A 26,386-nucleotide genomic window follows, 5' to 3' on the forward strand; every position below is an offset into this window, starting at 1 on the left:
GCGGCGGTTGCGGCTCAGTCCAGTCCGGAGTGTCCGGGCCGGGTGTCCACCAAGTGCCATTCGATGCTGTTTCCTGCGTGCGTGGGCATCAGGCTTCCTTCAAAGACGAACAGCGGCTCGCCGATCCCTCCGACCGGACGCCAAAAACCGTTCCGAGGGCAATGGAATCCGGTCCGTGCGCTGACTGTTCCGCGGGTTGGATTTGATACCCATCCGGCTGTGCTGATCTTTTTCACCGTTGTTTCCTTTGAGCGTGCCCGCGGAATCCGTGAGCTGGTTTCGAATTATGCGCTAATTCGATATTAGGAAATTGAAACGGTCTTGAATAAGACCAAAGCCGTCTGTCCGGATAAGGCTTTGTTATGGATGGGCCGGCAGTTGCACGGGGTCTGTCCCGTACTTGTTGATCAGTTGTTGATGCAGCATCTCTTTAACCACCAGCAACACGGCAGAGGCGGCTTCGGACAGGGGCTCGTGGTCCGGGGTGCAGAGGGCGATCTTGCTCTGCAGGCCGGGTTCCACGATCCGCAGCACCTTGAAGTCCTGGTCCGGGAAGAGCGCATCCGCAGCAGATTTGGGCAACACCGTGCCGCCGAGGTTGGCGCGGATGAGCCGGGTGAGGGAGGGGACGGATTCCACTTCGCCCACCAGTTTCAAGGGCAGATCCTGCTCTGCCAGGCCCTTCTCGATGAGTTGGCGCAGGGTGTGGTTCTTTTCCGGGAGGAACAGTCCCACGGTGCTGGCTTCGGCGAGGGTGACGGTGTCCTTGCCGTGGTTGATGTCCACATCAGGGTGGACCACCAGGTGAAGGTCTTCCACAATCATGGTGGTGAATTGAACCCCCCGGATCTTCCCTGGCTCGTAGATGAGTGCCATGTCCAAGCGGCCGTTCTTGATGGCCTCGCTCAATACGCCGCCAAAGATCTCCGTCAGATGGACCACGATGTCCGGGTAGCGCCGCCCCACTTCGCTGATGATCTGGGGCGTCAGGCTGGAGGCCATGCTGTACGGGGCGATCGCAATGGAGACGCGGCCTGAGGGTGCTGCCCCGGAGGAGGCGACGTCTTGCCTGGCCTGCTCCACAAGCCGCAGGATCGACTGCGCGTGGCGGTAGAGCGTGTGCCCGGCCGCGGTGGGTTCCACGCCTTGTTTGCTACGGATCAGCAGACGTTGCTTGAGGTCGTTCTCCAGTGCCGATACCTGCTGGCTCAAGGCCGGCTGGGCCACGTGGAGCGCGGCCGCCGCTTTGGTGATGCTGCCTGAGTCAACGATCTGCACGAAGTATGAGAGCTTGCGCGTATCCATCGTTCTGCCTTCCTGGAGGGCCACGTCCCCGGGTGGCATGCGTTAGGGAAATTCTATCCGGGTGCCTGTGGGACCCAAGCCACAGTACAGGGTGGTGCAGGTCATAACGGAGAGCTATCACGGGATAGCTATTAGGTCTTTGTGCAACGTGGTTGACCGATGCGAGACTTTTGGAAAGAACTTCAGCCGACGCTTTGGGATTCCATCAGCGTTTGGCATTTACCGGAAATTCAACTCATCCGCCTGAGGATTATTTGTGAATTCCCGGAATCCCAAGACAAGCCATGGAAAGAGAACCACGTGAACCCGACAATTGATCTTGTAGCGGATCTTGGAGAGGGATTTGGCGCCTACACCATTGGCGACGATTCCGACCTCCTGGACATCGTAACAAGCGCCAATATCGCATGCGGGTTCCATGCCGGTGACCCGGACATCATGGCTGCCACTGTTGCCGAATGCGTTCGCCGCGGAGTAGGCATCGGAGCTCATCCGAGCTTCCCGGACCTGCGTGGCTTCGGTCGGCGCGACATGGGCCTCACTGCCACCGAAGTTCAACACGATGTCTTGTACCAACTGGGTGCCCTGAACGGCTTCGCGTCTTTCCACGGCACCAAGGTCACGCACCTCGCTCCGCACGGCCGGCTCGGCAACCTCGTCGCTGTCCGCGCCGACTACGCCCAGGTTGTGGCTGACGCCGCGGCCCGTGTGGACAACGAGCTGATCGTGGTGGCCCAGGAAGGCGAACTGGCCGTTGCTGCACGCAATGCCGGTCTGGACGTTGCGATCGTTGGCATCGTGGACCGGGCCTACCAGGAGGACGGCACGTTGGTTCCCCGCAGCCAGCCCGGTGCTGTGCTGCATGATCCCGCAGAGATCGTGGACCGCACGCTTCGTATGGTGATTGACGGCAAGATCCGCTGTGCCAACGGCGTGGACATGGACATCGACGTCGACACCGTCCTCCTTCACGGAGACAACCACGGCGCTGTTGAGCTGGCGCGCCGGATCCGCTCCGAACTCGTCGCCGCCGATGTCAGCATCGCACCGCTGGCCGAGGTCATGGATGCCAAGAAGAAGGCGGCCTGACATGTCCGTTCTTGCAGCGGCCCCTACAGAGATCTACGAATCCGGTGACTCCGCACTCCGTGTTGTCGCGATCTCCGAAGCCGGCGAACACAACTGGCTGACCGTCCACGGGCTGGCCGATTGGCTGGAAAACTGCGGCGCCGAAGGGCTGCATGGCGCAGTTCCCACCTATGACTCCGTGCTTGTTGAGTTTGATCCCATCCTCGTTTCCGCCCGCCAGGTGCGGGCCTTCGTCAAGCTGGGCCTCCTGGAACTCGGACGTTCCGCCGGGTCCGCGACGGCCCCGCAGGAGTTCGACGTTCCCGTGGTTTACGGTGGGGAATTCGGCCCGGACCTGGAACGAGTTGCCCAGCACCAGGGAATCTCCGTGGACGAGGTCATCCGCCTCCACACCGAAAAGACCTACACCGTTCGCTGCCTGGGTGCGCCCGCAGGCTCGCCCATGATGGACGGCCCGGCATTCCCCAAGCCCGTGCCGCGGCTCAAGGACCCCCGGCTCAGCGTCCCCGCCGGAGCCGTGGCAGTTGCAGGGCGACAGGCAGTCATCGCTCCCGCGTCGGCTCCCGGAGGCTGGTGCGTTATTGGACAGACTCCATTGTCGGTCCTGAACATCCGCCGCGAACCGTTGGTGCCTTACAAACCTGGTGACATCCTGCGGTTCCGGCAGATCCGAGCCGAAGACTTCGGCCAGTACCACGGTGTGGAATTGGAGCCGCAGGCAATGGCTTCGGCGGACGTGGACCTTGAGAAATCAGGGGCTCAGCCATGAGCGGCGAAATCCTGATCCAACAGCCCGGCAACTCCGTGGTCACAGACCTCGGCAGGACCCGCGGCCCCCGCTTCGGCCTTCCCGTCAACGGCGCACTGGACCAGTACTCGGCCCGTGCCGCCAACATCCTGGCAGGCAACCTGGACAACCACCCCCTGGTGGAGATCACGGCACTGGACTTCCGGATGAAATCCACCACGGACATCCTGATCGCCGTCACCGGCGCTCCGCTCACGCTCACTGTTGGTGGCCGCCCGTCCAGCCAGTGGGAACCCGTCTCGGTCCGTGCAGGTGAAACAGTGTCCATCCGCGGAATCCACCGCGGCCTCCGCGCGTACCTGGCGATCCACGGCTCCATCGAGGCAGAAACACTGCTGGGCAGTGTAGCTCCGGACACCGTGGTGGGCTTCGGACTGCAACTCAAGGAAGGCACCCGCCTCCTGACCCGCAAGAGCGTTGGCCCCGTTCGTCAACCGTACTTTGATCTTCCGCTCTTCCGGCTGGGCCTTGACCGGCCCCGCATGGACTCAGACCTGTTGGTCGATGTGACCGACGGGCCGGACGTCGCCGAGTTCGGCGCATCCGGTGAACTGCTCTTTACCTCGGAATACGCCGTCAGCGGCCGCAGCAACCACATCGGGTTGCGGCTCGGCGGGGAACTTCCGGAAAGAACCTCAAGCGGCGAAGTCCTTTCCCGCGGAGTGCCAGTGGGCGCCGTCGAGGTTCCTTCAAGGGAAGAGCTGCTGGTACTACACCGGGGACGCGGCGTCACCGCCGGGTATCCCGTACTCGCAGTAGTCACCAGCACCGGACTGGATGTCCTGGCCCAAGCAAGGCCAGGGGACAAAGTCCGTTTTCGGAAAACCACAGTGGCAGAAGCAACTGCCGCCCACAGGCGCTCGCGGGCCCACCTTGAAACCCTCCGCGAATCCGTCAACACCGTCTTCGGACTCCTCGGCATCGGATGCCGTCCCCAGTGGCAGGACCTACCAGTTGCGGCATGCAGCTAATAACCCTGTCGTCAGACCAGTAGGCGTTGCTACGCTCATCTCAGTAAGGAAAAGTCATGACCGCAAGCACCAACGCTGCGCCAGTGCAGCATGAGCGGCTCACCAGCCGCCAAACCCGCAAGGTTGTCACCGCAGGTTGTGTTGGCATCTTCGTGGAACTGTACGACAACGGCATTTTCGCCTTCATGGCAGGAACGCTGGCGCTCGTCTTCCTGGCCCCGGGCAATCCGGACAACGCCCTGCTCTTCGTGTTCGCCGGCTACGCGGTCTCGTTCTTCGTTCGTCCGCTCGGCGCCGTGGTGTGTGGCTACCTCGGAGACCGGATCGGCAGGCAAAAGCTACTGGTCTTCGTCATCCTCCTGATCAGTGTTGCCACCGCCGGTATCGGCCTGCTTCCCCCTTATGCCGCTATCGGCATCGCGGCCCCGATCCTCCTGGTCCTCATGCGGCTCCTCCAGGGCTTCTCCGTGGGCGGCGAAGCTGCCGGCGCCATGACGTTCCTCGCCGAGCACGCCCCTGAAGGCAAGCGCGGCATCATCACCTCCTACGCCCAGATCGCCTCTTTCGCAGCACTGCTCACCGGTACTTTGGTGGCCTACTCCATGTCGCCGTGGCTCACCCAGGCAGCGATCGACGGCGGCGGCTTCGGCTCGTTCGCATGGCGCATCCCGTTCCTGGTGGCCATCCCTATGGGCATTATCGGCTGGTACATCCGCAAGGCCATCAGCGATACCCCCAACTTCGAGAAGCTGAAGGAAGAGGGCGGCCTCTCCAAGAACCCGCTCAAGGAAGCTTTCCAGTCCAAGGAACACCGCCGTGCCATGCTCCTGGCCCTCTTCATCCCGCTGATGAACGGCTCCGGCTACTACGTCCTGTTCTCCTACATGCCCACGTTCCTCAAGGGCAAGCAGCTGAACTTCACCATCGGCGAAGCCCTCCTGGTCACCGCGTGCAGCCTGGTGGTCATCTGCATCGCCATCCCGTTCATGGGAGCCCTGTCCGACCGCGTTGGCCGCAAGAAGGTCATTGCCGGTTCCGCGATCGCCATGGCAGTCCTCGGCATCCCGTCCTACGCCCTCATTGCCACCGGTCACATGGGCTTGGCCATCCTGGGCGCCTGCATCATGGCCATCGTCTTCGCCGGCCACACCGCAGTGATCCACATCCTGATCGTTGAACTGTTCCCCACCCGCGTTCGCTACTCCGCATACGGCCTCGGCTACAACATTTCCTCGGCCCTGTTCGGCGGCACCGCCCCGCTGCTCATGACCTGGCTGATCGGCAGCACCGGCAACATCTACATGCCGGCCTTCTATGCAGTCATCACGGCGCTCGGCACGCTCATCGCGGTCAGCACGGTCAAGGACCGCGCCCACGAGCCACTGCGCGACGCCTAGCCTCCATCAACCTCCGGCAAGTGCGCCGGTTTCACAACCCGGCGCACTCTGCCCACCGATTCCCCACCTTTTGGAGAACACCATGTCATTTTCTGACTACACCACCGCCCTCGTCACCGGAGCGTCAACCGGTATGGGTGCAGCCATTGCCGAGCGCCTCGCCAAGCGCGGACTGACCGTTCACGCCGTGGCCCGCAACGAGGAGCGCCTTGCCGAGTTGGCCGACCGCACCGGAGCCATCCCGCACGTCGTGGACCTGACCGACACAGCCGCGCTGGCCGCCGTCGTGAGCGACCTCAAGGTGGACGTCCTGGTGAACTGCGCCGGGGTTTCCCGGCCGGGCAACATCCTGGACTCGTCCGAAGAGGACATTGACGAACTGGTGGACGTGAATCTCCGCGGCCTCCTGCAGCTCACCCGACTGGTCCTGCCGGGCATGGTGGAGCGCGACCTCGGCCACGTCATCAACATCAGCTCGATCGCCGGCGTCTACAACTTCTACGGTCACACGGTCTATCACGCCACCAAGGCCGCAGTGCACCAGATCTCCCGCCAGCTCCGGAACGACACCGTCGGCAAGCGCATCCGTGTCACCGAAATCTGCCCGGGCCGCGTGGAGACCGAGATCTTCGGACGCAACATGGGCGGCACGCCGGAGGCCATGGAAGAGGCCTGGCAGACCTACTACGAGGGTTACGAGTCGCTGACCACGGACGACATCGTCAATGCCTTGGATTACGCCATCGAAACGCCGCGACACGTGAACGTGGGCATGCTCGAACTCATGCCGACGTTCCAGGTGCCCGGTGGCCTGACGTTCGACCGGCGCTGACGTTCCACCGGCGCTGACCCTTTCGGTTCAGACGCCCCACAAGTTCCGGTGACACACACTCCCGTCACCGGATATATAGGCTGGCGGCCGCGTTAATCGCGGCCGCCAGCACCCGTATAAGCGCTGTTTACTACTCGAAAGCCACAGCCGATGAGAAGGGCACTGTGCCTCGCTGACCGGAAAGACTGGGATGCCGAGGACTTCGATAACCTCGACGAACACTGGCAGGAGCCACGTAGGCAGCAGTTGGTCTGCCTGGCATGCGGGGGCAAGGCAATGTTCCGCTCAGCAGGGGTTGGCCGGAAGGCGACCTTCAGTGCACGGCATGCCGCCGACTGCTGCCTGAACTCCCGCACATGGACTGTGTTCCGGTACCTGCAGTAATAAAGCGCCCGACGGCGCGTGGTTCAGTCTTCGTCGAGCGTTTCCGTCAGGTGGTGCGTGGGGATGCGGTCGCGGTCATACGTGATCTCCGTGTAGCCGTGCGGTTGCGGGCGGCCATCGGGCCCAAGATTCACGAAGACGATTTCCTCGATGGTCAGGATTGCTTCGCGGGTGATCATATTGCGGACCTCAGCGCGCATGGTCAAAGACGTGCGGCCGAAGCGCTTCGCGGTCAGGCCCATCTCCACCAGGTCACCCTGGACCGCGGAACTGACAAAGTTGATCTCGGAGATGTACTTGGTAACGGCACGGCCATTGCCCAATTGGAGGATGGCGTAGATCGCGGCCTCTTCATCGATCCACTTCAGCAGGCTGCCACCAAAGAGTGTGCCGTTGGCGTTGAGGTCCTCGGGCCGCACCCATTTGCGGGTGCGGAAGGTGATGTCTGCTTTTTCCATAATCCGAGATTATCGAACTGGCGCAACCTTCGCTTGATGTTGCGTCTGAACCCTAAGCTCCGCTAGGCCATCGCCGTGTGGGAGGCGCTGTGGGAGTCGATCCGCTTCGAATAGCAATACGATCCGCTGGCACCGACGTAAGGGCCGAAGTTCGGCACGGCGGCAAAGCCTGCGCTCTCGTAGAAACTTCTGCCGTCCGATTGGGCTGATCCTGCCTCAGCTGCGATCACCGTGAACCCGTGGGAGTGAGCCTGCGCCTCGAGCGCGGCGAGAATGGAGCTTGCCACTCCGGAGCCCCTGGCATAAGGGACCACGTAGAGCCTCTTGATCTCCGCGGTGTTTTCATCCAGCATCCGCAATCCGCCGCATCCCAAGGGTTGGCCGGAGCACTTCTCGTAGGCCACCACAAAAACTGCCGTGTCCGCTTCCGTTGGCGGGGGTCCAGGTTCGTGGTCCGTGGTTCCGAACCTCGCATCAAGCTCTGCCTGTTGTGCGGCGCGGAGGTCTGCGCCCACGGGGTTCGCCCAAGTTACCTGCCGGATGTTGAGCCGTGGGTTGGTCTGCATCATTGCCTCTTTTCGCCGGGTTTCGGGGAGGTGTCTATGCCTACTAAGCCTAGGGAGCTGCGGTTACCGCGGTGTTTCCTGCGCGTAAGCGTCGGGAGAATTGCAGGGCTTTTCCACGTTGTGGGGCCTGCTTTGCGTTGTTGTGGGCGGGTTTGGGGCGCAAAGCGGGCCCTGCAAAGCCTCCTACACGCGGGCAGGTGGTGCGCCAAACACGGAGGCAGATGAAGGGACGGAACTGGCGATGCGAGGGCCTAAAGGGACTCGCCCGTGGGGTCTTCCGCTGTTTGGTCGTCCAGCGCCATGCCCCCACTCGGGATTTGATCCCAATGCAGAACCCGCCAACCGGACTCGGGGTCCCCTTCCAACGCAACAATGCCTGTATTGGGGAGTGCATGCGTTTCTGCGAACACGGCGTCGATGTCCGTTGCCCTCCGCCCCGCCCAGCAACGGATGGCAGCACCGTGGCTGACGATTGCAGCTGTTTCATGCCCCGCCGCCGCCACTTGCTGGACGGAGGCATCGAACCTCTCGAAGAATTCGTGCCCACTGAATGCTCCCGGCATGCGAAGATCCAAGTCGCCATCCGTCCAGGCGAAGACCGTGCCCATGTATCGACGATGCGATTCGTGGTCAGTTTTCTTCTCCAAGGCCCCGGCCTCGATCTCATGGACGCCGTCCAGGATTGTCGGTTCCAATCCTGTGGCCCGTGCCAAAGGTGCAACAGTCCGTTGGGTACGCAGCAAGGTTGAGGTGTAGAGGCTTTGAATCCCTTCAGTGGCCAAAGCCCTGGGCAGGGCGGACGCTTGGCGCTCCCCGAGCCCAGTTAGCCCCGGGCCCGGAAACGCGGTGTCCAACTGACCAGCGACGTTGCCTGGTGTTTGTCCATGCCTGATCAAAAGGAGCTTCATGGATGCTCCTCTCCTTACGTCGTGAATGATCCGGGGGCTGGGCAGGCCACGCTCGTACCCCAGATTTCCAGCGCTCCTGCCCGGTTTGTTCCAGCCAATCAGTCGTCGCAGTCCAGGGACAGCCCGACACGCCGTGTTTCGGGTCCTCGGACGGGATGCCAAGCAATGCAACTGGGAAGGAGCGCTCTTGCCCCAACCGACTCAACGTTCACGCCGCATTAAACGCCGACGGCGGACCGGGGCACCCAGCCCTGGTCCGCCGTCGTCGAGCGATCTGTACTACAAGACGTATTCCTTACTGCAGGTGGTCCACCAGTTTGTCCGCGATGCCCGTGTACTTGCCCGGGGTCAGGGCGAGCAGGCGGGCTTCGGCGTCTGCGGAGAGGCCCAGACCCTGGACGAATTCCTGCATACGGGCGCCGTCAACGCGCTGGCCGCGGGTGAGGTCCTTGAGGCGCTCGTAGGGGTTTTCCATGCCCTCGACGCCGGCAATTGCCTCGGCACGCATGACCATCTGGATGGCTTCACCAAGGACTTCCCAGTTGGTGTTGAGGTCGCCCGCGAGGACTTCCTCTGCGACGTCGAGGGCCTTCAAACCCTTGGCTACGTTGGAGATGGCGAGCAGCGAGTGGCCGAAGGCAACGCCGATGTTTCGCTGGGAGGAGGAGTCCGTGAGGTCGCGCTGCCAACGGGAGGTGACCAGCGTGGCGCCCAGGGTGTCCAGGAGGCCGTTGGAGATCTCCAGGTTGGCTTCGGCGTTCTCGAAGCGGATCGGGTTGACCTTGTGCGGCATGGTGGAGGAACCCGTGGCCCCCGCAACCGGAATCTGGCGGAAGTAGCCGATGGAGATGTAGCTCCAGATGTCCGTGCAGACGTTGTGCAGGATGCGGTTGAAGCGTGCAATATCCGCGTACAGCTCAGCCTGCCAGTCGTGGCTCTCGATCTGCGTGGTGAGCGGGTTCCACGTGAGACCCAGGCCTTCCACGAAGGTCTTGGCAACGGCTTCCCAGTCAGCACTCGGGACTGAAGCCACGTGGGCTGCGTACGTTCCGGTGGCGCCGTTGATCTTGCCGAGGTATTCAGTTTTGGCGATGCGCGCCAACTGACGGTTCAAGCGGTGGGCAATGACAGCCAATTCCTTACCCAGCGTGGTGGGCGTGGCGGGCTGGCCGTGCGTACGGGACAGCATGGGCACGGAGCGGTTTGCTTCGGCCATGGCTTCGATCTGCTTCACGAGGGCGGTGGCGTTGGGCAGCCACACATCTTCCACAGCGCCCTTGATACCCACAGCGTAGGAGAGGTTGTTGATGTCCTCGGACGTGCAACCGAAGTGGACCAGAGCCGTGAGGTTCTCAATGCCGATGGCAGGCAGTCGGCGTCCGATGTAGTACTCAACAGCTTTAACGTCGTGGACGGTGACGGCTTCGATTTCGGCGAGTTCATTAACGGACGCAGCATCGAACTCGGTAACGATGGCGCGCAGCCTGGCCACCTGTTCGTCGGACAGCGGGCCCGCACCCGGCAAAACTGACTGGCTGGTCAGGTGGATGAGCCACTCAACTTCCACGTGAACGCGATCGCGGTTAAGCGCCGCCTCGGACAGGTAGTCCACGAGGGGCGCGACGGCGGCACGGTAGCGGCCGTCAAGGGCGCCAAGGGCGAGGGGTTCGGAAGCGAGGGACACGCGGAGGGATTCAGCCATGAGGCCTATTCTTTCATGTTCCGTGCGGGGTCATGGAGTCGATGACAAGGCTATGTGGACGGACGATCGGGTTATCCACATAGCCGACGGCGCCACTTCCGTCGGGTTCGGCTGGCTCCGTAGTGTCGAGCCTATTCATCAGCAGAACAATCAATGGAGTACACAGACAATGAGCGTCGGCTTGATGCCTGCACCCAACCCGCCCACTTTTGATCCTCTGGAGTGTGCTTCCCGAAGCCACGAAGTCCAGAGGCTGGCATGGCGAATGCAATCGTGCGTGGACCACGTGGACACGGTTCTTTCGTCCCTTCGGAGAGTGCAAGTGGAAGATTGGCTTTCTCCCGCGGGGAGGGCTTACAGGACCACCGTTGCCCTGCAAGCATCAGCGCTGATGCGGGCACGCGAGTCGGTGGAGGCCGCCGTGGCCCTGGTCCTTCGTCACTCCCAAAGCGTCTCAGTCTCCAGCGAACGGGGTCCCTGATGGCAGATTCAGCTCCCGTTGGGGCCGGCGCAGCACCACAGCCATCCCAACCCGCCAGTGACGGAATCCTCAGTATCAGGGGAGGAGTGGGAGGAATGTCGTTTCAGCTTGAGGAACTCCTCAGGGGAGCGGGAACACTGGATGAATTGGTTCAGCAACTCGTGGCCATTGAAAACGAAGCCCGTCAGGTTCAAGACCGCCTGGAACCCTTTCTCTACGACTCCTACAAAACTGGCTGCGACGCCCTCAACGCTGTGGCCGAGAGCGCCAAAGAAGTGGGAAAAGTCAGGCAGGATTTGGTAGAGATCGCCGGGGCCGTGCGAGCCAGCCACCGGGACTATGTGGAAGCGGAGGCCAGGAATGCCAAGCCGCACGAGTTGGACCTCGATCAATATAAGCTCTCCGGCGCAGGCGGCATTTTCGCGCTGGGGCGGGACCTTACGGAGGAGAACTACAACCGCAGGTTCCCTGACGGCTTTGAAGTGGGAGACGTGGTGCACCACCTTCTTGATTCGCCACTACTGGCCGCCTACCAGCCGCGGCCGGTGAGCATCGAAAAGCTGGGTGAAAGCGCCGAGGATTTACAGCCGACCATGGCGGAAAGTCTCCGTCGTCTTGAGAGACTTCACGCCCTCAACGACGGTGAGATTGAGGTCATTGGCTTTGAAAGCAACGGCTCCGCTTCATGGATGGTGCTCATTCCCGGAACTCAGCCCGACTCAACCAGTACCAATCCATTCAACATCCAAGGAATTGGCGAGGCTGTGGGCTACGACTCCGAAGAAGTTGTGCCGGCCGTTGGCCAAGCACTTCGTGAGGCGGGCGCCGAAGCGGGTGACCAAGTGGTGGCTGTCGGACACAGCCAAGGTGGCATTCACGCCATGAATCTGAGCCGGAACAAAGCGTTTCTCAGTGAATTCAACCTCAAGTATGTGCTCACAGCGGGAGCCCCTGTTGGGGACATCGCTCCTGAGCCTGGCATCAGCTCGCTCCATCTGGAACACGTACAGGACTGGGTCCCGGGAACGGACGGCCGGATGAACCCGGATACAAAAGACAGGGTGACAGTCACGCTGACCGATGACGTCAAGTCTCCAGAAGGGGAAGACCCCGGTATCGGGCCAGGACACGGTCAGGAGAACTATGCCAGAGGAGCCGAGCTGGTGGTTGGGAGCCACGATCCCTCCCTGGCTGCATCCACAACGGTATTTGCGGGAATAGTAGGTGCTGGTGGCGCGGCCAAAGTAACCAGGTTCAAACTGAAGCGTGATCCCATGCCGGACCAAAGGGGATCGCTCCGGCTTCCAAACCTTCCGGAGTCCAGGTCGTCGGCCGGAGCAAGGTGACTGCTACCGCTTCTTGGCGCCCGGAAGGAGGCCCGCCACCATGGAAATGATGCTGATGATGATGGACGCCAGGATCGCTGTCCAGAAGAAGGAGTCAATAGTGAGGTGCACCGGTGTGAAGGTGCTCAGCCACGCCGTCAGGTACAGCATGGCTGCGTTGATCACTATGGTGAAGAGGCCAAGCGTCAGGATGGTCACCGGAAGGGACAACAGCCTCACCAGAGGACGGACGAAGGCATTGACCACTCCGAAGATCAGGCCGATGAACAGATACGCCAGAATAATGCCGGCGGTGTCTGCGCCCTGGGTGAGTCCGGCGTTGGCGGCGGCAGACTCGGTGGCGCTGGTTGAGATATCCATGCCTTGCAGGAGCCAGGTTGCAACCCACAGGGCAAGCCCGTTGATCAGGACGCGAATGATGAAGGAACCCATGGGCCCATGCTTTCATACACGCCTGTTAATGGGCTCGGTGTCAGCCATGGATGGGCAAGTAGGCTTGAAGTCATGACTACTACTGACAACGTACCGGAGGGCGTACTCCCTCGTCCGGTCGTGGACAGGCTCCCCAAATATGCGGCCGGTAAACCCCCCGCTGCGATTGAGGGCCTCACCAGCTACAAATTGTCGTCCAACGAAAACCCCCTGCCTCCTATTCCTGCAGTGTTGCAGGCAATTGCGGACCAGTCCGACATCAACCGCTACCCGGATCCACTGGCCACCAAGCTGCGTAACGCTTTGGCTGGCTTCCTGGATGTTCCGGCTGACGATGTTGTCACCGGTGCTGGCAGCCTGGGGGCGCTGAACCAGATCCTGGCCACCTTCGCCGGGCAGAATGACGACGGTAAGCAGGACGAGGTGATTTACGCCTGGCGCTCCTTCGAGGCGTACCCCATCTGCGTAGGCCTCGCAGGGGCAGCCAGTGTGCAAATCCCCCTGTTGCCGGACGGGCGCCACGACCTCGAAACCATGGCTGCTGCGGTGACCGTTCGTACCAAAGTGATCCTCTTGTGCACACCGAACAACCCCACCGGACCGATCCTCTCGGCCGAGGAAACGGAACGCTTCATCCAAGCGGTGCCGCCCAACGTGGTGGTGGTCATCGATGAGGCGTACCAGGAATTCGTGCGGGATACGGATGCTGTGGACGGCATCAAGCTCTACCGCAATTACCCCAATGTGGTGGTCCTGAGGACCTTCTCCAAAGCGCACGGCCTGGCTGGCCTGCGTGTTGGCTACAGTGTCTCCGGCCCTTTACTTACCCAGCACCTCCGGGTGACGGCCACTCCCTTCGCCGTTTCCCAAATTGCGGAGCGAGCTGCCATTACATCCATCGAGAATTTCGATCAGGTTGTGGAAAGGGTACAAAGCCTGGTGGATGAACGGGATCGCGTGACGGCCGGCCTGCGGGAACTCGGTTGGTTCGTTCCTGAGGCTCAGGGCAACTTCGTTTGGTTGAATCTTGGGGAGCATAGCGCGGAGTTTGCTGCCTTGGCGGCCGAGCAGGCCCTGTCTGTCCGTGCCTTCGGCAACGAGGGTGTACGCGTCAGCATTGGTGAGGTGGAAGCCAACACCCGTTTCCTGGATCTCTGTGCAGGTTATACAAAGGCTCCGCAAGGTTCCTAGCGGTTAACAAATGCGCCAACGCTACTTACTGCCGATAAAGTAAGGGACGAAAGCCAAAATATATGCCCATTCCGGAATGCATTCCGGAATGGGCATATATCCCAGCGACAGACATTGCCCGGCCCCCCGCCACGGCAAGCAAGGAGACGGAATGGGCTCGACACAACTGCCCCCCGGGACGGAAGAAACTCTCGCGGCAACAACCGCGGCAGCAGCCGCGCCAGGCGAACCAGTGGAAATGGTGCAGTTGCTCGGACCTGACGGGACGTTGGGTTCCGATCCTGTCTTCTCGGACTACGCCAAGCGGATTGATCCCGAGAAGCTCCGTGTCTTTTACACAGACATGGCGAGGATCCGGCGCTTTGACCAGGAAGCCACGGCACTCCAACGTCAAGGTGAGCTCGCTTTGTGGGTGCCGCTGACCGGGCAAGAGGCCGCGCAGATCGGTTCGGCGCACGCCAGCCAGCCGCAGGACTACATTTTTCCTACCTACCGCGAACATGGCGTCGCACTGGTCCGCAACGTTGACCTTGCCGAACTGCTCAAGCAGTTCCGAGGTGTCTCCAACGGTGGCTGGGACCCACGGGAGAACAACTTCCACCTTTACACCTTGGTGCTCGCAGCCCAGACTCTCCACGCTGTTGGCTATGCCATGGGTATCCAGAGGGACCAGAAACTCGCCGCCGCCGCGGACTCCACAGACCCCAAGGCCGCGGTTATTGCGTACTTCGGTGATGGCGCAAGCTCCGAAGGTGACGTCCATGAGTCCATGGTCTTCGCTGCGTCGTACAACGCTCCTGTGGTGTTCTTCTGCCAGAACAATCACTGGGCCATTTCGGTGCCCACCGAGGTCCAGACCAAGGTTCCGCTGGCCAACCGCGCCAAGGGCTACGGCTTCCCGGGTATCCGGGTGGACGGCAACGATGCAATCGCTGTCCATGCCGTGACAGAGTGGGCACTCGAACACGCCCGCGAGGGCCGGGGCCCTGTGCTCATTGAGGCCTACACCTACCGGGTAGGTGCACACACCACTGCCGATGACCCCACGAAGTACCGGGAATCGGCGGAAGAAGCTGCCTGGCGCGAGAAGGATCCGCTGGACCGCTTGGAGAAGTACCTGCGCACCGAAGGCCTGGCGGACGAAGCGTTCTTCGACCAGGTAAAGGCCGACGGCGATGAACTCGCCAAGTACGTGCGCAGCACAACACATGGCCTCGAGGTCCCGGACATCCGCGATGCATTCGCCAGCGTGTACGCCGAACAACACCCGCTGATTGCGGAAGAACTTGCGTGGTTCGAGGAATACTCGGCCGGCTTTGAGAGCGACCAGGAGGCAGCTAACTGATGGCAACAATGACCATTGCGAAGGCCATCAATGAAGGTCTCCGGGCATCGCTGACGAACAACCCCAAGTCCTTGCTGATGGGCGAGGACATCGGTCACCTGGGCGGTGTCTACCGTGTCACCGATGGCTTGATCAAAGAGTTCGGCGACGAACGCGTGGTGGACACCCCGTTGGCTGAATCGGGCATCGTCGGCACCGCCATTGGCTTGGCGCTGCGCGGCTACTCGCCAGTGTGCGAGATCCAATTCGACGGCTTCGTTTACCCGGCCTTCAACCAGATCACCACCCAACTGGCCAAGATCCACTCCCGCAGCCTGGGCAAGTTGACCGTTCCAGTGGTCATCCGCATTCCGTACGGCGGCGGCATCGGCTCGATCGAGCATCACTCCGAGTCACCGGAAGCGCTGTTCGCCCACACTGCGGGTCTGCGCATCATTTCGCCGTCCAACGCCCATGACGCCTACTGGATGATCCAGAAAGCCATCGAGTGCCAGGACCCTGTCATCTTCTTCGAACCCAAGCGCCGTTACTGGCTCAAGGGGGAGGTGGACGTAGAGAACGCCGGTCTTTCCGAGGATCCCTTCAAAGCGCACGTAGTCCGCGAAGGCACGGATGCAACCATCGTGGCCTATGGCCCGCTGGTGCCGGTGGCACTGGCGGCCGCAAACGCTGCCACGGAGGACGGACGGAGCATTGAAGTCATCGATCTCCGTTCCATCTCACCATTGGACTTCGACACCGTGGAAGCATCGGTCAAGAAGACAGGCCGCTTGATCGTGGCCCACGAGGCCCCTACTTTCGGTGGCATCGGCGGCGAGATCGCTGCCCGCATCAGCGAACGGGCCTTCCTGCATTTGGAGGCTCCTGTCATTCGAGTTGGCGGCTTCCACATGCCCTACCCCGTGGCCAAGGTGGAAGAGGACTACTTGCCGGACATCGACAAGATCCTTGAGGCGCTCGACCGTTCCTTGTCCTACTAGAACTGCCGGTTCCACCAGGACCGCTTGTTCGCCGCCGTCCTACTAACCGCCCCTGATCCAGCCCGGCTTCGCTGCCGGGTAACCGGAAATCGAGGACCACTGTGACTGTAAAGAAATTCAACTTGCCGGACGTTGGCGAAGGCCTGACCGAGGCCGAGGTAGTGGCTTGGAAAGTCAAGCCGGGAGATGTCGTTGCCATCAACGATGTCCTGTGCGAGATCGAGACCGCCAAGTCCCTCGTTGAGCTCCCTTCGCCTTTCGCAGGCACTGTCACTGAGCTGCTGGTCGAGGAAGGCATTACGGTGGAGGTCGGCACGGCGATCATCGCTGTTTCGGAAGGACAGGATGGGGTTGCGGCGCCGGTTGCCCCGGAGGCACCCGCCGTCGAGATGCCTCTCTACGGAAAGCTGCCGGCCGACGACGATGGCGACGACAACCGTCCGGCCGGCGGACCGTTGGTCGGTTCCGGACCCAAAGCCGACGCCGTCAAGCGCCGTGCACGGAAACGTCCGGCCGGGTCGGTGGTTGAGGCAGTTACGATCGCCGAGAATGCTGAAGGTACGGTCCAGGACCACCAAGCAGTACTGGAAGCCAAGGCAGCCGAAACTCGTGCCGCACACCGCACGACGGCGGCCCCGGCCGGCGTCGCGACCGTCACCCAGGCGCCCCTCACCCGAGCTCCTGCCGCTCAACCGCAACCCATCACGGCCGATGCACCACAGGCCGCTGCCTCCCGCGGGGCCGCTATCAGCGGAACCATCAGTGGCTTGGTCAACAAGGTCCTGGCAAAGCCTCCTGTGCGCAAATTCGCCCGCGATCTGGGAATCGACCTCGCTGACGTGGTGGCTACCGGCCAACGCGGTGAAGTGACCCGCGAGGACCTGGTGAGCTACCAGGCTCAGCGGGATGCCGAGCATGACCAGGCGGACAGCTTCTGGGGTGCGTCCAAGAAGCCGCAGGATCAGCGCGTGGAGCGGCTGCCGGTCAAGGGAGTGCGCAAGGCCACCGCCAAGGCCATGGTGGATTCAGCTTTCTCGGCTCCCCACGTCAGCATTTTCGTGGATGTGGATGCCAGCAGGACCATGGAGTTCGTCAAGCGGCTGAAGGTCTCACGCGACTTCGAAGGCATTAAGGTTTCGCCGCTGCTCATCCTTGCCAAAGCAGTGATTTGGGCTGCGGCACGCAACCCCAGCGTCAACGCGAGCTGGGTGGAAAACGCGGACGGCAAGGGTGGCGCGGAGATCCAGGTGAAGCACTACATGAACTTGGGCATTGCCGCCGCAACTCCGCGCGGTTTGATGGTGCCCAACATCAAAGATGCCCAGGATTTGTCCCTCAAGGAATTGGCTTTGGCCCTCAATGAGCTGGCAACCAAGGCCAGGGCAGGGAAGACGCAGCCGGCTGAGATGCAGGGTGGAAGCCTGACTGTCACCAACATCGGCGCTCTCGGTATTGATACGGGAACGCCCATTATCAACCCGGGCGAAGTAGCCATCATTGCGTTCGGAACCATCAAGCAGAAGCCTTGGGTCTTGGACGGCGAGGTCATCCCGCGCTGGATCACCACCCTTGGCGGTTCCTTCGACCACCGCGTCGTGGACGGTGATCTGTCCGCGCGCTTCATGGCGGACGTGGCCTCCATTCTCGAAGAACCGGCGCTCCTGCTTGACTGACGAGAAAGCCCTGTCCGGCTCAGACAGCGGGCCAACCGGCAGCGGGACGTCAACGATCGGCGGGACGGCTGCAGGGGAGACAGGCCACCTGCCCCCTCAGCTGCTGACAGGGCCGTGGCGCAAACTTGCCCGCGTGCTGACGGAAGTGTTCCAGCCACCCGTTGTTGTGCTGGTCCTTCTGCTGATCAGCCCTGCGACGGAACCCGGGTTCCCGGGAACCCTGTGGTTCGGGCTGCTCGCGGCGATGTTCGTCTGCGTACTCCCGCTGGCGTATGTCCTGGTGATGGTGAAGCTGGGCAGGATCACTGACCACCATGTCAGTGACCGCCGTCAGCGCCCTGCGCTGCTTTTAATGACGCTGGCGTCAGTGCTGGTTGGTTTGCTGGTGCTGCACTCGCTCAGTGGTCCTGTGGGTGTCACGGTGATGATCATCGCCCTCATAGGCGGGATCGGGGTACTGGCGGTTGTCAGCGCCTTCTGGAAAATGAGTGGGCATGCCTCGGCGCTTTCGGCTGCAGTGGTGATTGCCATTCTCATGTTCGGGCCGGCATGGCTCCCGCTGCTGCTTCTTGTGCCGGCTGTTGGCTGGTCCAGGCTGGTTCTGCGGGCCCACACCCTTGCCCAGGTCATTGCAGGCTCGTTGTTCGGAGGCGTTGTGATTGCCGGACTGTGGTGGCTGTTGCGGGAGTGGATGCTCTAACTGCCCTCCGATCAGGCCTGGAGGGCCACGGCTCAGCCGCCTCGGCAGCGGGGCTGAACGGGGACCCTACGCGGTTTGCTCGTGCCGGGGCTGGGTTATGCCTGCATAGCCCGGTGGACTTCGTTGGCCTGGTCCACGTACCTGCCAGGCGCTAGAACGCCGGGTAATTGACCAGCAGCGCCTGAAGCTCCGTCGTCGACATGTGGTTTGCCATCTCAACGCTGATGCCCATGGCGACGGCGGCCACGGTAAGCATTGCCACGCACGCAACGGACAGGAAGCGCCAGTCCTTACGGAAGACGCTGCCGATTGTTTCGGGCATCTCAAGGCTGGGGGAGATCATGTTCGGGGCGCTGTCCCAGGAGCCGTCGTCGAGCATGGCGATGATGCGATCGTTGCTCCGGTCATAGCGCATGGTGCTGATGTGATTGCCGTGGCGGGCAAGCAAAATGTCGTGACCCACGCGCTGGCGCGGCTGCAAAGTAAGCAAGAAAATGATCCCCTGAAGTCAGTTAGTGGAGGTGGCACGCGCCATTGGGGGCATCTCGATTTTATAACGATGACTTCGGGGATCCTGCCCAAAAGACGCCACATGCCGGGTGAGACTCCCCACCCGGCGGCGTGATTCAGCTCGCTTTACGGCTGGTCGGTCTTGGCAATGTAGACGTCGCAAGGCGCAGTATGGGCAACTGTGTTGGCCACACTGCCCAGCACGCGGCCCAAGCCCTGCATGCGCCGGTTGCCCACCACAATGAGGCGGGCGTCCTGGACTTCAGCTTCCTTGACCAGAGCTTCACCCGGCTTGCCGCGGGCGGCCGAGTAGGTCACCTCAAGGCGGTCGTCCGTGAGCTTCTCTGCCACGGCGCGGGCCACCGCTTCAGCTTCAGCGGCATCGGAGACGATCCACTTGTCGGTGCCGATCTCTACAACCTCTGTCCGGTTGCTGTCGAAGGCGCTCACCACGCGGAGGTTGGCGCCAAGTCCGATCGCCAACTGCTGGGCGGCCTTCGCTGCCCTCATCGCCGTCTCGCTGCCGTCTACTCCGACGATCACAACTCCGGTCATTGTGGTGCTCCTTCATTGGTGGCTTCGATGGCTTCCGCCAGAACAGGGGCCAATCGGCGGACGCCTTCGGCTATCGTATCCGGCGGCACGGCGCTGAATGCGAGGCGGAGCTTGTTGGAAGGTCCGTCGGCCGGCGAGAAGGCTGCGCCGGGGATGAAGACCACCCCTGCGTCGATCGCCTTCCCGAGCAGTGGATACGTGTCCACGCCCTCGGGAAGGGTGACCCATACGAAGAAGCCGCCATCCGGGCGTGTCCAAGTGAGTCCGGCAGGCATGAATTTGTCCAGCGCGGAAAGCAGTGCTTGGCAGCGTTCCGCATACAGGGCCCGGTAGGTGTCGATCTGACCTTGCCAGTCATAGTCACGGAGATATGCAGAGACGAGCATTTGATTCAGCGGCGGCGGGCAGAGGGTCACAGCCTCAGAGGCCAGGTAGAAGCGACGCTGCAAATGTGCGGGAACCAGGGCCCAGCCGATCCGGAGTCCGGGAGCGAAGATCTTGGAAAACGATCCCAAGTAAATGACATCATCCGGGTTGGCGGCCCGCATGGGCGTGATCGGGTGGCCGTCGAAGCGGAGTAGTCCGTAGGGGTTGTCCTCGAGGACAATGATATTCGCAGTGCGGCATATATCGACGATGCGCTGCCTGCGTTCTTCGGCAAGGGTGATGCCGGACGGGTTGTTGAAGTTGGGGATGGTGTAGAGGAACTTGATGTTCTTGCCCTCGGACTGGAGTGCCGCAATCCTGGACTCGAGCAGCTCCGGTACCAGGCCGTCGTCGTCCATGTCAATCGGTTCCACTTGGACCTGGTAGGCCTCGAACGTGTTCAGGGCGCCCACGTAGGTGGGGTTCTCCACCAGGACAACGTCACCTGGGTTGCAGAAGACCTTGGTGGCAACATCCTGAGCCGACTGTGATCCCGCGGTAATAACAACATTTTCGGGGAGGGCATCATGGATTCCTTCGGCGGCCATGATCGCGCAGATCTGGGTCCGGAGTTCCTCCGTGCCCTGCCCGCCGCCGTATTGCAGGGCGGTCATGCCCTCCTCTGCGATGATGCGGGCGGCGGTCTGTCCGAGTTTTTCCAGTGGCAGTGACTGCAGGTAGGGGTTGCCGCCGGCGAGGGAGACAAGGCCTGGCTGCATGGAGATGTCGAAGACATCCCGGACAGCGGACTGTTTGATGTTGGCGGCCCGCGCGGAGAGCAGTTCCTCGTGCGGGTGAGCGGCCGTGGCGGCCCGCTCAATGGCGTCGATGGCTTCAGCGGGCAGCGTTGCGCCGGCATCCAATGTTTCGTGGGTCACAGTGACAGGATACTCCTCGATGTTGCTAAAGAGGCAACAGTTGTTTTCGAATCGGTTCATTTCCGGGTCTATCCTTTACGCCGGGATCGGGAAGGGCTGGAATGTAGCTATGACAGCGCACCGGGGATCCGTGACCAAGGCCGAACACTTCCATCAACTCCACGACGCCGGGCCCACCCCCTTGGTTCTGGTGAACGTGTGGGACGCAGCCTCCGCCCGGGTTGTGGAGGAGGCAGGTGCCACGGCCATCGCCACCTCAAGCTCGGCCGTTTCCTGGAGCTTGGGATTCAGGGATGGCGACCACGTGCCATGGGGCTTGGCGATGGCTGCACTGGGTCGCATCGCAGGGGCCACCCGGCTGCCGGTGACGGCTGACATCGAGACCGGTTACGGGCGCACTGACGAGGAACTGCGTGCGACGGTCCATGCGGTCCTGGACGAGGGAGCTGTGGGAATCAACATTGAGGACTCCGGAACGGAGCCGCTCACGGAGCTGAGGGAACAGTCGCGACGAATCGCCTTGATCCGCGCCGCTGCCGATGAGCGCGGCATACCGCTGTTCATCAACGCCCGCACTGACACCTACTTGTCCGGTCAGTTTCCGGAGACCTCGTTTGATGAGACCTTGCGGCGCGCCGAGGCTTACCTCACGGCAGGCGCGGACGGAGTCTTTGTGCCCGGCGTTGTGGACCTGCATGTCCTGCACGAGCTGTCCAAGAGGATTCCCGCCCCGCTCAACGCCTTGGCGGGGGTCGGCGCGCCCTCGCCCCTGGAACTGCACGACGCCGGTGTGCGACGCGTCAGCATCGGCGGCAATACGGCCAAAGCAGCCTATGCAAAGGTGGCCCGCGTGGCGAAGGAAATCCTCGGTGACGGCAATTGGGCCGGGCTCGCAGGCACTCGCAGCCACGATGAGATGGATTCGTTGTTCGCGCCGGGACCTAAATACAGCCTGTGACCTGGCGCTGTCCGCGAGCGGGTTGACGCACGACGGCGGCGCCCGGCTTTAATGTCGGACCTCGCCCATAGCGTGGGTCACGGAAGACGAGGGGAGAATCCATGGCACGGCGCAGTGTGCAGTTCTGGCGGATCGAGCAGTTGAATGGTGACGGGCTCAACCGCCCATTTCCAGCGCGCCGTGTGGCCGAGGTGCTGAAGAAGGCCCAGGACGCCGGGACGGACAGGCACTTCACCAGTGCTGACGGTACGGTATTGCTCGCTCAGGCCGTGGCGTCATCGCCGCATCCCGTGCTGCTTTTGGACCGGGTGCGGGATACCAACCTGCCAAGCGTCGGAGACGCCCTTGGCCGGCGCAAGCCCCTTCCGTTGGCGCCCGGTGACCACCTGTTGGAGACAAGCTACTTTGCCTTTCTGAAGCGCAATGTCATCGCGGTGCTGACCAGTGGCAACGGACCCCGGGCGTCCAGGATGGGCGAGTACCTTGAGGGAATGTTGGGGCTCGAGCCAGTCTTGGTGCCGGTTGTCCGCGAGGATGTCGAGGAAATCCTGACACGCCTGGAGGTGAGCCGGTTCGAGTTCGCCCTTCCTGCCGAACGACTGTCCGGGAAGCTCATGGAGGGCGAATGGGCTGACGTCCTGGACAGCGCCTCACGCCTCATGAGTGAGGGTACGTTCCGGATCTCCTTGAGCGTGGGCAGATCCGGCAAAGCCGAGGACAAACAGCGGATTCGGGACCGTATTCAACAGTTGATCGATCTTTTCCGCAGAGCCGGATCCGTGGAACATTTCGACTACGTGGTGGCTGAAGGTAAGGACTCCCTGACGGGCGACCGTGAAGTGGTGGACCTTCTCAAGGAGCGGTTCATCTCGCACATTGACGTGGACCCGGACGTCTTCAACGACCCCCAAAAATCCACTGCTGAAGCAGTGTCCATCCTCAACAAGCAGGCCCGGGACAACGAGGCCTTTTTCGCCAGGACCCTGCCGGACGTCAAGGGCTCGGCGGATTCGGCCCTGGTTCCGGACATGGTTGCCGGGGGAATGGCCGCTGTTCGGGCGGCTCTCGCGGCCCCGGAGGGACCTGAAGCGGCCGATCAGGTGAGAAAGGCAGGCAAAGCAGCCGATAAAGCCAATCAATCAGCCGGGGAGAACCAAGGCGGTGCAGGTCATGAGCTTGTACGAGGTTGACATCCAGCGGACCGGCCGCCGCAGGACCCTGTGGCGATGGTTTCTGTTGCATCCCAGCGCCGACTTCGGGTGGGCTGCGCTTGCCGTGCTGATCTGGCTGGGAGTCGCGCTGCTGGCACGTCAACCGCTGATGCTGGAGGCCGTGGATCCGGGGGCTCGGCGAACCTTGTTCCAGACGCTGGCCACCCTTGCCGGGGCCACCGCAGGGCTGACCCTCACCAGTGTGTCCATGCTGATCAATGTGCTGGGTAAGAAAGCCGCACCCGGTCAGCGGGAACTTCCTTTGGAGAAGCTGTCCGCGGCACACAGGCGCCAGATCGGCGAGGTGTTCCTGTTTGCCATCCCGGGGCTGGGCTTGTTGGTGGTCGCTGCCTTGGTGACGGTGGTTCTGGAAGGAGACTCCGGCTCGGGCCTGTGGATCCCTCAAGTGTTGGTCTTCGTGCTGGCCTTCGCTTCCGTTTTGGCCTTGTTGCGGGTGGCGTGGGCTCTCCGAAGGGTGTTGGCGATCGCCACGGCGTGAGGCTCCAAGCCCCGCCAGTCTGCTATTCCGTTGCCAGCTCGCTGTTCCGTTGCCGGGCGACCACGGAACAGCGGCTTTACGACGGGTTTGCGGGGCCACCGCCCGCCATCAACGCAAGCTCAGAGCCTCGGTCAATGTCTGGCCGTTTACGTAGATCTCGGCACGCGACGCGCCACTGGCCTGCACGATGGTCTGCGTCAGTTGCGCCTGGATCCGCGGGATGTCGCACACGCCCCCGGGCCGCAGTGATCCGCTGAGGTTCACCACCACTGTTGCCCCGCTCATGTAGCCGGAGAGATAGCGCAGCGACGAATCGGCCAGTGCGTCATAGAGGGCTGCATCGCTGTCCACCGGCATCCCGGCGCCCAGCAGCCGGCCGAGCGCCACGGACAACGGATCGCCGGGGACGGCAACTCCCCTGACCGGTACCAGGCTGTCGTTGCAGCCGAAGCGCACGCCGCGCGCGCCGCCGTCGTCGATTGCCACGTAGTAGACCGCTGGTCCGGTGTTCGCCACATCCACGGGGATGAGGGTGGGGGTGGCTGTTGGTTCAGGGGCGCTGGTGCCCGGGCGGGGTGAAGGCTCGACGGCGGTGGCCGGCTGGGTCGGTGACGCCTGAGACGGAGCGTTCGAAGGCGCGTTACTTGGTGCTGAGGGCGAGGGCGAGGGCGAGGGCGAGGGCGGCGCGGCGGGCACGGCAACGGAGGGAAGGCCAATGTTTGAAGCGGGAGGAGTCGAAGGAGCAGGGGTCGCGGTAGTCGTGGGCGCGGCGCTGGGTGATGGTGCCCCGGTGTCCACGGAAACCGTCGGCAGGGGAGTCGCGCTGTCCGGACCTGCTGTTCCGGAAGGGGCGGTTGTGCAGCCTGCCACCCACAGACCGAAGACGAGGCAGGCAGCGGCGATCGTCGTCGTACTTTTTGGTCCCGGTCCGGCATGCATGACAGCCCCGCGCTCCTGTCCGTCCACCTGTACTTCCAACGGTAGGACGGGACGGCCGAACACAACATGCCGTTACGGTGACGGTTCGGACAAGAGTTGATCACGCCCGGCCACGCCACCAATAGAGCCGCGCCTGCCAAGAAAGACATCGGGCACGCGAATGCCCCCGCCCCGCGGAACGCGGAACGGGGGCATCAAAAGCGGGAAAGCTTAGGCTGCGGCTTCTTCGTCATCCTGAACGGCAGTCAGCGGCTCGAAGATGCCCTTGATCTGCTCAACAACCTCGGCGTCGTCTTTCGGGTGCAGTTCAGCGAAGCGGATCATGGAACCCGGGACGGCCAGCTTGACGTCTTCGAGGACCTTGGCGCCGGCAATACCGGCGGCCTTACGGGCCTCATCCTGGGCCCACACGCCACCGAACTGGCCAAAAGCGGTTCCGACGACGGCGGTCGGCTTGCCGGAGAGGGCGCCGGCGCCGAACGGGCGGGACAGCCAGTCAATGGCGTTCTTCAAGGATGCGGGCATGGTGCCGTTGTGCTCGGGGGTGACGAGCAGGATGGTGTCGGCGTCGGCTGCTGCAGCGCGGAGGGCGGCGGCTTCGGCGGGGACCTGGCCTTCGACGTCGATGTCTTCGTTGTAGAAGGGGATGGTGCCCAGCGAGCCGTGGATCTGCACGTCAACGTTCTCCGGTGCGTTCAGCTGGATGGCTTCGGCGAGCTTCCTGTTGTGGGAATCGGCGCGCAGGCTGCCGACGAGGGTAAGAACTGTGCTCTTGGACATGCTGTCTCCTTGTGTCTGGCCGGGTGCCTTGCGGATCCGGCCTGCGTTGTGTGGGCTTTGTGGCCTTCATCGATACTAAACGGACTATGGTCCGCTTTCTATTCCCGGGGTCTAGAATATTTCTGTGAGCTCGATCCCCCTTCGACCGGACGTGCCCCTGGGTGCGCCCCATGAGCGCAGCGACGCAGCGAGAAATCGTGAGCGCCTCCTCAACGCTGCCCGGGATCTGGTGGCCGAGTTCGGTGCGGAAGCACTGACCATGGATGCGCTCGCCTGCAAGGCCAAGGTTGGCAAGGGGACGGTGTTCCGGCGGTTCGGGAGCCGAGCCGGGCTGATGATGACGCTGCTGAGCGACTCGGAGTCCGAATTCCAGGCCGGTTTCATGTTCGGGCGCCCGCCCCTTGGTCCGGGCGCCGCACCAAGGGATCGCTTGGTGGCCTTCGGTGAGGGGCGCATCTACTTCGTCCTGGAAAATGGCGAACTGTTGAAAGCTGCCGGGGCCGCTACGCGCAACAGGTTCGATGTTCCCGCAACCAAACTGTCGCATCGACATATGGAGGTCCTGCTGCGGGAGGCGGGAATCGCGGATCCTTGGGTGATGGCGATGTCCCTGACGTACGCACTGGACCCTGAGCGAATAGTTGACGACGTGCGTGTCCGCGGTATTTCTCCTACCCGGCTCGCGGATTCCTGGCGCGAGCTGATCACGCGGCTTGTGGATCCGGCTTAGCCCGCGTCCCGCCCGCCGACCCGGCCTGTGGTTGCCCACCCGCGCGCTGCGCTGTGAGCGCGTTAGTACCGCCGTCGTCGTAAACATGACGCAACCTGCACATAACAATCTGGCTGCAGGAGCGAAACTGGACGCCGTGAAGCAAAACGTGAAGCAGTTATTGTGGTAGTTTCCTCTTGAATGTGACGCATGCCATACAGGGCTGGTGATCACTGAAGGGGTGCCGGGGGAGCCAACAACCCGCTGCGCCAATTCGTAGCTGACGCCGGCCACAGCCGGGAACCGCGGAAGGACGAGCTTTGAGTTTTGCCACGATCCGGGGCAGCCGCCCG

The 26,386-nt window shown here is 62.4% G+C and carries 27 protein-coding genes; 15 read left to right on the plus strand and 12 right to left on the minus strand.

Annotated elements, in window-relative coordinates; genetic code table 11:
* Window positions 1-14 precede the first annotated feature (14 nt).
* Both AR689_RS18765 and AR689_RS18770 read right to left on the minus strand, forming a co-directional pair.
* On the minus strand, window positions 15-236 hold the full coding sequence (locus tag AR689_RS18765; RefSeq protein WP_062072575.1) for a hypothetical protein: 222 nt from the start codon (window positions 234-236) through the stop codon (window positions 15-17).
* Between the two features lie 124 nt (window positions 237-360).
* The gene (locus AR689_RS18770) at window positions 361-1,305 is read right to left on the minus strand and encodes a LysR substrate-binding domain-containing protein (RefSeq protein WP_062072577.1); all 945 of its coding nucleotides are present in this window, start codon (window positions 1,303-1,305) and stop codon (window positions 361-363) included.
* Window positions 1,306-1,605: 300 nt separating this feature from the next.
* On the opposite strand from AR689_RS18770, the gene AR689_RS18775 reads away from it, so the two are divergent.
* From AR689_RS18775 to AR689_RS18795, 5 genes are all read left to right on the plus strand, one after another.
* On the plus strand, window positions 1,606-2,394 hold the full coding sequence (locus AR689_RS18775) for a LamB/YcsF family protein (RefSeq protein ID WP_062072579.1): 789 nt from the start codon (window positions 1,606-1,608) through the stop codon (window positions 2,392-2,394).
* A 1-nt stretch (window position 2,395) separates the two neighbouring features.
* A complete protein-coding gene (locus tag AR689_RS18780) occupies window positions 2,396-3,163 on the plus strand; it encodes a 5-oxoprolinase subunit B family protein (RefSeq protein ID WP_062072581.1) in 768 nt (255 codons plus the stop codon).
* On the plus strand, window positions 3,160-4,173 hold the full coding sequence (locus AR689_RS18785; protein WP_062072583.1) for a 5-oxoprolinase subunit C family protein: 1,014 nt from the start codon (window positions 3,160-3,162) through the stop codon (window positions 4,171-4,173). The genes AR689_RS18780 and AR689_RS18785 overlap by 4 nt, the downstream gene beginning before the upstream one ends.
* A 56-nt stretch (window positions 4,174-4,229) precedes the next feature.
* Window positions 4,230-5,570 (plus strand): MFS transporter, encoded by a 1,341-nt coding sequence (locus tag AR689_RS18790; protein WP_062072585.1) that lies wholly within the window; start codon window positions 4,230-4,232, stop codon window positions 5,568-5,570.
* A gap of 82 nt (window positions 5,571-5,652) precedes the next feature.
* Window positions 5,653-6,402: an SDR family oxidoreductase gene (locus AR689_RS18795; RefSeq protein ID WP_062072587.1), complete on the plus strand. Its 750-nt coding sequence runs from the start codon at window positions 5,653-5,655 to the stop codon at window positions 6,400-6,402.
* A 407-nt stretch (window positions 6,403-6,809) separates the two neighbouring features.
* Here the strand turns inward: AR689_RS18795 and AR689_RS18805 are convergent, their stop codons facing one another.
* The 4 genes from AR689_RS18805 to purB form a co-directional block, all read right to left on the minus strand.
* Complete coding sequence (locus tag AR689_RS18805) at window positions 6,810-7,244, minus strand: acyl-CoA thioesterase (protein ID WP_011776502.1); 435 nt, start codon at window positions 7,242-7,244, stop codon at window positions 6,810-6,812.
* Window positions 7,245-7,306: 62 nt separating this feature from the next.
* Window positions 7,307-7,810, minus strand: a complete 504-nt coding sequence (locus AR689_RS18810) for a GNAT family N-acetyltransferase (protein WP_024818574.1) — start codon at window positions 7,808-7,810, stop codon at window positions 7,307-7,309.
* 251 nt (window positions 7,811-8,061) lie between these two features.
* Window positions 8,062-8,718, minus strand: a complete 657-nt coding sequence (locus AR689_RS18815; protein WP_062072590.1) for a histidine phosphatase family protein — start codon at window positions 8,716-8,718, stop codon at window positions 8,062-8,064.
* 295 nt (window positions 8,719-9,013) lie between these two features.
* A complete protein-coding gene (gene purB / locus AR689_RS18820) occupies window positions 9,014-10,420 on the minus strand; it encodes an adenylosuccinate lyase (protein ID WP_062072592.1) in 1,407 nt (468 codons plus the stop codon).
* 576 nt (window positions 10,421-10,996) lie between these two features.
* Here purB and AR689_RS18830 point away from each other — a divergent pair.
* Window positions 10,997-12,247, plus strand: coding sequence for an alpha/beta hydrolase family protein (locus tag AR689_RS18830; RefSeq protein ID WP_231745593.1), 1,251 nt, complete (start codon window positions 10,997-10,999; stop codon window positions 12,245-12,247).
* Window positions 12,248-12,250: 3 nt separating this feature from the next.
* Here the strand turns inward: AR689_RS18830 and AR689_RS18835 are convergent, their stop codons facing one another.
* The gene (locus tag AR689_RS18835) at window positions 12,251-12,679 is read right to left on the minus strand and encodes a phage holin family protein (protein ID WP_062072596.1); all 429 of its coding nucleotides are present in this window, start codon (window positions 12,677-12,679) and stop codon (window positions 12,251-12,253) included.
* A gap of 72 nt (window positions 12,680-12,751) precedes the next feature.
* On the opposite strand from AR689_RS18835, the gene AR689_RS18840 reads away from it, so the two are divergent.
* The 5 genes from AR689_RS18840 (at window position 12,752) to AR689_RS18860 (ending at window position 18,568) form a co-directional block, all read left to right on the plus strand.
* Window positions 12,752-13,870, plus strand: coding sequence for a histidinol-phosphate transaminase (locus AR689_RS18840; protein ID WP_197412923.1), 1,119 nt, complete (start codon window positions 12,752-12,754; stop codon window positions 13,868-13,870).
* Between the two features lie 151 nt (window positions 13,871-14,021).
* Window positions 14,022-15,215, plus strand: coding sequence for a pyruvate dehydrogenase (acetyl-transferring) E1 component subunit alpha (gene pdhA / locus AR689_RS18845; protein ID WP_062072600.1), 1,194 nt, complete (start codon window positions 14,022-14,024; stop codon window positions 15,213-15,215).
* Window positions 15,215-16,195 (plus strand): alpha-ketoacid dehydrogenase subunit beta, encoded by a 981-nt coding sequence (locus AR689_RS18850; RefSeq protein ID WP_062072602.1) that lies wholly within the window; start codon window positions 15,215-15,217, stop codon window positions 16,193-16,195. The genes pdhA and AR689_RS18850 overlap by 1 nt, the downstream gene beginning before the upstream one ends.
* 101 nt (window positions 16,196-16,296) lie before the next feature.
* A complete protein-coding gene (locus AR689_RS18855) occupies window positions 16,297-17,868 on the plus strand; it encodes a dihydrolipoamide acetyltransferase family protein (protein WP_062072604.1) in 1,572 nt (523 codons plus the stop codon).
* Between the two features lie 103 nt (window positions 17,869-17,971).
* Entirely contained in the window at window positions 17,972-18,568 is a 597-nt protein-coding gene (locus tag AR689_RS18860) for a phosphatase PAP2 family protein (RefSeq protein ID WP_062073890.1), read from the plus strand.
* A gap of 151 nt (window positions 18,569-18,719) precedes the next feature.
* Here the strand turns inward: AR689_RS18860 and AR689_RS18865 are convergent, their stop codons facing one another.
* From AR689_RS18865 to AR689_RS18875, 3 genes are all read right to left on the minus strand, one after another.
* Window positions 18,720-19,031 carry a hypothetical protein gene (locus AR689_RS18865; protein WP_062073891.1) on the minus strand — a complete coding sequence of 104 codons (312 nt, stop codon included), beginning with the start codon at window positions 19,029-19,031 and terminating at the stop codon, window positions 18,720-18,722.
* A gap of 173 nt (window positions 19,032-19,204) precedes the next feature.
* A complete protein-coding gene (locus AR689_RS18870; protein WP_062072606.1) occupies window positions 19,205-19,633 on the minus strand; it encodes a universal stress protein in 429 nt (142 codons plus the stop codon).
* Window positions 19,630-20,997, minus strand: a complete 1,368-nt coding sequence (locus AR689_RS18875) for an aminotransferase-like domain-containing protein (RefSeq protein ID WP_231745594.1) — start codon at window positions 20,995-20,997, stop codon at window positions 19,630-19,632. The genes AR689_RS18870 and AR689_RS18875 overlap by 4 nt, the downstream gene beginning before the upstream one ends.
* A 49-nt stretch (window positions 20,998-21,046) precedes the next feature.
* Between AR689_RS18875 and AR689_RS18880 the strand changes: the two genes are divergently transcribed.
* The 3 genes from AR689_RS18880 to AR689_RS18890 all read left to right on the plus strand — a co-directional run bounded on the left by AR689_RS18880 (window position 21,047) and on the right by AR689_RS18890 (window position 23,605).
* On the plus strand, window positions 21,047-21,895 hold the full coding sequence (locus AR689_RS18880) for an isocitrate lyase/PEP mutase family protein (protein WP_062072608.1): 849 nt from the start codon (window positions 21,047-21,049) through the stop codon (window positions 21,893-21,895).
* A gap of 101 nt (window positions 21,896-21,996) precedes the next feature.
* The gene (locus AR689_RS18885) at window positions 21,997-23,085 is read left to right on the plus strand and encodes a hypothetical protein (RefSeq protein WP_062072610.1); all 1,089 of its coding nucleotides are present in this window, start codon (window positions 21,997-21,999) and stop codon (window positions 23,083-23,085) included.
* A complete protein-coding gene (locus tag AR689_RS18890; RefSeq protein ID WP_062072612.1) occupies window positions 23,066-23,605 on the plus strand; it encodes a hypothetical protein in 540 nt (179 codons plus the stop codon). The genes AR689_RS18885 and AR689_RS18890 overlap by 20 nt, the downstream gene beginning before the upstream one ends.
* A gap of 108 nt (window positions 23,606-23,713) precedes the next feature.
* On the opposite strand, the gene AR689_RS18895 is transcribed toward AR689_RS18890, so the two are convergent.
* Together AR689_RS18895 and AR689_RS18900 are read right to left on the minus strand one after the other, a co-directional pair.
* A complete protein-coding gene (locus tag AR689_RS18895; RefSeq protein ID WP_231745595.1) occupies window positions 23,714-24,571 on the minus strand; it encodes a GerMN domain-containing protein in 858 nt (285 codons plus the stop codon).
* Window positions 24,572-24,754: 183 nt separating this feature from the next.
* Entirely contained in the window at window positions 24,755-25,324 is a 570-nt protein-coding gene (locus AR689_RS18900; RefSeq protein WP_062072614.1) for an NAD(P)H-dependent oxidoreductase, read from the minus strand.
* A 124-nt stretch (window positions 25,325-25,448) separates the two neighbouring features.
* Between AR689_RS18900 and AR689_RS18905 the strand changes: the two genes are divergently transcribed.
* The gene (locus tag AR689_RS18905; RefSeq protein ID WP_197412924.1) at window positions 25,449-26,054 is read left to right on the plus strand and encodes a TetR/AcrR family transcriptional regulator; all 606 of its coding nucleotides are present in this window, start codon (window positions 25,449-25,451) and stop codon (window positions 26,052-26,054) included.
* Window positions 26,055-26,386 lie beyond the last annotated feature (332 nt).

Origin of the sequence: Arthrobacter sp. EpRS71 (genome assembly GCF_001512285.1) — a bacterium.
Lineage (GTDB): Bacteria > Actinomycetota > Actinomycetes > Actinomycetales > Micrococcaceae > Arthrobacter.

What these genes read in the sequence shown, in the direction of transcription:
- AR689_RS18810 (WP_024818574.1), bottom strand. Translation starts at nt 7,810, where the DNA reads ATGCAGACCAACCCACGGCTCAACATCCGGCAGGTAACTTGGGCGAAC.
- AR689_RS18770 (WP_062072577.1), bottom strand. Translation starts at nt 1,305, where the DNA reads ATGGATACGCGCAAGCTCTCATACTTCGTGCAGATCGTTGACTCAGGC.
- AR689_RS18830 (WP_231745593.1), top strand. Translation starts at nt 10,997, where the DNA reads ATGTCGTTTCAGCTTGAGGAACTCCTCAGGGGAGCGGGAACACTGGAT.
- AR689_RS18795 (WP_062072587.1), top strand. Translation starts at nt 5,653, where the DNA reads ATGTCATTTTCTGACTACACCACCGCCCTCGTCACCGGAGCGTCAACC.
- purB (WP_062072592.1), bottom strand. Translation starts at nt 10,420, where the DNA reads ATGGCTGAATCCCTCCGCGTGTCCCTCGCTTCCGAACCCCTCGCCCTT.
- AR689_RS18835 (WP_062072596.1), bottom strand. Translation starts at nt 12,679, where the DNA reads ATGGGTTCCTTCATCATTCGCGTCCTGATCAACGGGCTTGCCCTGTGG.
- AR689_RS18900 (WP_062072614.1), bottom strand. Translation starts at nt 25,324, where the DNA reads ATGTCCAAGAGCACAGTTCTTACCCTCGTCGGCAGCCTGCGCGCCGAT.
- AR689_RS18785 (WP_062072583.1), top strand. Translation starts at nt 3,160, where the DNA reads ATGAGCGGCGAAATCCTGATCCAACAGCCCGGCAACTCCGTGGTCACA.
- AR689_RS18875 (WP_231745594.1), bottom strand. Translation starts at nt 20,997, where the DNA reads ATGAACCGATTCGAAAACAACTGTTGCCTCTTTAGCAACATCGAGGAG.
- AR689_RS18805 (WP_011776502.1), bottom strand. Translation starts at nt 7,244, where the DNA reads ATGGAAAAAGCAGACATCACCTTCCGCACCCGCAAATGGGTGCGGCCC.
- AR689_RS18880 (WP_062072608.1), top strand. Translation starts at nt 21,047, where the DNA reads ATGACAGCGCACCGGGGATCCGTGACCAAGGCCGAACACTTCCATCAA.
- AR689_RS18885 (WP_062072610.1), top strand. Translation starts at nt 21,997, where the DNA reads ATGGCACGGCGCAGTGTGCAGTTCTGGCGGATCGAGCAGTTGAATGGT.
- AR689_RS18870 (WP_062072606.1), bottom strand. Translation starts at nt 19,633, where the DNA reads ATGACCGGAGTTGTGATCGTCGGAGTAGACGGCAGCGAGACGGCGATG.
- AR689_RS18790 (WP_062072585.1), top strand. Translation starts at nt 4,230, where the DNA reads ATGACCGCAAGCACCAACGCTGCGCCAGTGCAGCATGAGCGGCTCACC.
- AR689_RS18850 (WP_062072602.1), top strand. Translation starts at nt 15,215, where the DNA reads ATGGCAACAATGACCATTGCGAAGGCCATCAATGAAGGTCTCCGGGCA.
- AR689_RS18780 (WP_062072581.1), top strand. Translation starts at nt 2,396, where the DNA reads ATGTCCGTTCTTGCAGCGGCCCCTACAGAGATCTACGAATCCGGTGAC.
- pdhA (WP_062072600.1), top strand. Translation starts at nt 14,022, where the DNA reads ATGGGCTCGACACAACTGCCCCCCGGGACGGAAGAAACTCTCGCGGCA.
- AR689_RS18840 (WP_197412923.1), top strand. Translation starts at nt 12,752, where the DNA reads ATGACTACTACTGACAACGTACCGGAGGGCGTACTCCCTCGTCCGGTC.
- AR689_RS18890 (WP_062072612.1), top strand. Translation starts at nt 23,066, where the DNA reads ATGAGCTTGTACGAGGTTGACATCCAGCGGACCGGCCGCCGCAGGACC.
- AR689_RS18815 (WP_062072590.1), bottom strand. Translation starts at nt 8,718, where the DNA reads ATGAAGCTCCTTTTGATCAGGCATGGACAAACACCAGGCAACGTCGCT.